This window comes from Bradyrhizobium sp. (assembly GCF_017881085.1).
Taxonomy (GTDB): Bacteria; Pseudomonadota; Alphaproteobacteria; order Rhizobiales; family Xanthobacteraceae; genus Bradyrhizobium.
This window is the reverse complement of the sequence record NZ_JADGRI010000446.1, coordinates 1-3,391: the sequence shown is the minus strand read 5'-3', so window position 1 is coordinate 3,391 and position 3,391 is coordinate 1. Positions and strand designations below refer to the sequence as shown.

At 61.2% G+C, this 3,391-nt stretch carries 3 protein-coding genes; 2 read left to right on the top strand and 1 reads right to left on the bottom strand.

The window, feature by feature from the left end:
- Positions 1–142: 142 nt before the first annotated feature.
- Positions 143–352 (bottom strand): hypothetical protein, encoded by a 210-nt coding sequence (locus tag QZ213_RS26325; protein WP_291688986.1) that lies wholly within the window; start codon positions 350–352, stop codon positions 143–145.
- 632 nt (positions 353–984) lie between these two features.
- Between QZ213_RS26325 and QZ213_RS26320 the strand changes: the two genes are divergently transcribed.
- Positions 985–2,628, top strand: a complete 1,644-nt coding sequence (locus QZ213_RS26320; RefSeq protein WP_291688985.1) for an FAD-binding dehydrogenase — start codon at positions 985–987, stop codon at positions 2,626–2,628.
- 164 nt (positions 2,629–2,792) lie between these two features.
- Positions 2,793–3,391, top strand: a 599-nt coding sequence (locus QZ213_RS26315; RefSeq protein WP_291688987.1) for a thiamine pyrophosphate-binding protein, incomplete at its 3' end; no start/stop codon positions are given.

Here is a 3,391-nt window from a genome sequence, read left to right as displayed (position 1 = left end):
AGCGCGGTCAATTTATCAGCTTTGTCGCCCAATGACCCCGAATGTTTTCGCGCCGCCGTGGCGAAGTCAAACAGCGTTCCGTACGCGTCGAAGACGCATGCTTTCACGCCTTCGAGGCCTATTCCCTTCCGTTGAGCTTCGGTCACGCGAGGGTCCCCCGGATGGGATACTGCTTTTCTTGAATGAATTTCACGGCTTCCATGATGCCCTCAAGATCGGGGCGCGCAAACGGGGCATTGGAGATATCGATGATTTGAACTTTGCGTTCAGGATTGACGACCAGAAGACCCGGCTCCGAAAACCGACGGTCGATTTCTTCGGCCGAGCGCGGACTGGAGATATAAAGTCCCAAGGTCCGCATCTAATAAGGCTTCGTCGACGGGCCGGCTTTTGTTTTGTGGTCACCATTTTGGACCACCTTATTTGCGACGGCAATCGCCAAATTTTGGTTGGATTTCTGTCGAAAATGTCCGGCCGCCCCCCCCGCTCTACGGCCACTTTGCGCCAAAAGGCGTCGGTCACGAGTATAAATGGATACGCTCGCGATGGAGCGACGCGGAGGGCGGGGTGGCGGAGGCCCCCTGCTCTGCTGCACCCGATCCCCTGCCGGATGCGGAAGCTCGCCCTCGTGGTCGATCAGGCCAATTGCGCAAGATCAATGTGATCCGCGATCTGTGGACTACTTAATATGAAAGCAATTGCCGAACGACTCCGAGGGCGGGTCGTTCGGGCTTCTGTTAGGGGCCGGTCTTCCCTCTAAGCTGCACCCCGACTCCTATCGCGAGCGCGCTACGCTAGAGCTCAGAGCAAGGATCGGCTACACCAAACTCACGTGGTGGCAACCGCCCGGGAAGGTAACCAGGACCGGTCTACGGAGTCTGAAAATACCTCAAATATGGTGCCCCCTTTGCGTGGAAGGGCTTGAGGTCGAACTATTCGAGTTCCTTCTCGCTCACGAGGCGAGGTTCAGCCGCAGGGCAACGTTTGGCGCTGGAGCGACCACTGAGGGCTAACATGGGGCGCTACAAAGCTGACGTGGTCATTGTCGGCGGCGGTATCGCGGGAATCGTTTCGGCCTTCGATCTTCTTAGGCTGGGTAAGCGCGTGCTCATCGTGGACCGCGACAGCGAGGCCAATTTCGGCGGGCTGGCCAAGGAGAGCTTCGGCGGTATCTGGCTCGTCGATACCCCAGAGCAGCGCCGGTTTGGCATCAAGGACAGTCCCGAACTCGCCTTGCAGAACTGGCTATCTTTCGGAGAGTTCGGAACTGATGGCGGCGTTAACGACCATCCCCGTCGATGGGCCGAAGCCTATGTGGCCGATTGCAGGCGCGACGTTTACGACTTCCTGAAGGGCAATGGCATTGGCTTTCTGCCGATGCCATTGTGGGTCGAGCGCGGGCTGTACGGCAACGGCAACGCGGTTCCGCGCTGGCATATCGTGTGGGGCACCGGCCATCGCCTGGCGACACGGTTGATCGAAGTGCTGCGCGGCCATTCTGACGCCGGAAAATTGGAACTGTTGTTCGATCACCGCGTCGAGCGACTGGAGGTTGCGGCTGGGCGCATCACCGGGGTCAGCGGCACGACTGAGGTCGGTCACGCGGCCTTCACGGTGGAGGCCGAGTCGACCATTATCGCCTCGGGCGGCATCAACGGCGACATCGCCCGCGTCAAGGCGAACTGGCATCCCGATTGGGATCGACCACCGCAAACCATTCTCAATGGTTCGCATCAGTTTTCAGACGGTCTGATGCACGACGTGGCCGCAGCTCACGGCGGACAACTGACCCATCTCGACCGGATGTGGAACTATGCCGCTGGCGTACACCACTGGCGGCCGCGTAAGCCCGATCACGGGCTATCGTTGGTGCCGTCGCGTTCGGCGCTGTGGCTCAACTGGCGCGGCGAACGGTTCGGCCCGATGCCGCTAGTAGGCGGCTTCGATACGCGCGATCTGGTCGGGCGGATCTGCGCCGAGGAGCGCGGCTATTCGTGGCAAGTTTTAAGCCGCAAGATCGCACTCAAGGAACTCGCAATATCCGGCGCCGAATTCAACCCGAATGTCCGGGAACGCAACGTGCGCGGATTTGTGGTCGACACCCTCTTCGGCAACCGTTGGCTCTACGACCAGATGACGAAAAACTGCGCCGATGTTGTCGTCGCGGAAACGCTACCTGAACTCGTCGCCAAAATGAACGCCCTGCAGGGCGACAACGCCGTCGACGAAGCTGCCGTCCGCGCGAGTGTAGCCTCTTACGATTCCGAGATCGACCGCGGGCCCGCTTTGTACAATGACGAGCAGCTGCGTCGTATCGCCCATCTGCGCCGCTGGAAGGGAGATCGCCTGCGCATTGCCAACTTCCAGAAGATTATCGAACCCGGAACCGGGCCGTTGATGGCCATTCGCCTGTTTATCGTGAGCCGCAAAAGTCTCGGCGGCATTCGCAGCGATCTGTCCGCTCGCGTGGTCGATGGCGGCGGAGCGCCGATCGCCGGCCTCTATGCGATCGGAGAGGCGGCGGGATTCGGCGGCGGCGGCATGAACGGCTTGCGCGCCCTCGAAGGCACGTTCCTCGGAGGATGCATCTACAGCGCACGCCGCGCCGCCCGTGCAATCGGCCGATGAGGCCGCGGTAACGACAGCAACGAGGAAACTAAAATGAAGGTATTGGTGCGTGGCTGGCCGTTATGCGATGGAGAAGATTGGCTTGCCACCATACGTTCGGCATTCCGGGCGTCCACAACGAAAAGCTGATCGCTGACAACCCAACGTTTAATATTGAGGCAATCATTATGAACGGCGCCCAAGCCCTAATGCGGACCCTGGTGAACGCCGGGATCGAGGTCTGCTTCACCAACCCCGGCACCTCGGAAATGCACTTCGTCGCGGCGCTGGATTCGGAGCCCGGAATGCGCGCCGTGCTGTGCTTGTTCGAAGGGGTGGCCACGGGCGCGGCCGACGGCTACGCACGCATGGCAAACAAACCCGCCGCCACACTCCTGCACCTGGGCTGCGGCCTCGGCAATGGTCTAGCGAACCTTCACAACGCCCGCAGGGGCAAGGTCCCCGTCGTCAATATCGTGGGCGACCACGCCACCTATCACGTGCAATACGATGCGCAGCTGCAATCCGACATCGAGACTGTGGCGCGAAATGTCTCGCCGGGCTTCGTACGTACGTCCCGGAGCACGGCTGAGCTGTGCCGTGACGCAGTAGACGCGATAAGGGCTGCCAAAGGACTGCCAGGTCAGGTGGCCACCTTGATCCTGCCGGCCGATGTCTCTTGGGGCGCGGGCGGGATCGCCGAACCGGTGCCGCAGATTGCGCCGCCCGACGCGGCCGACGACGCCACAGTGCAGGCCATCGCCTCCGTCATCAACTCGGGCGG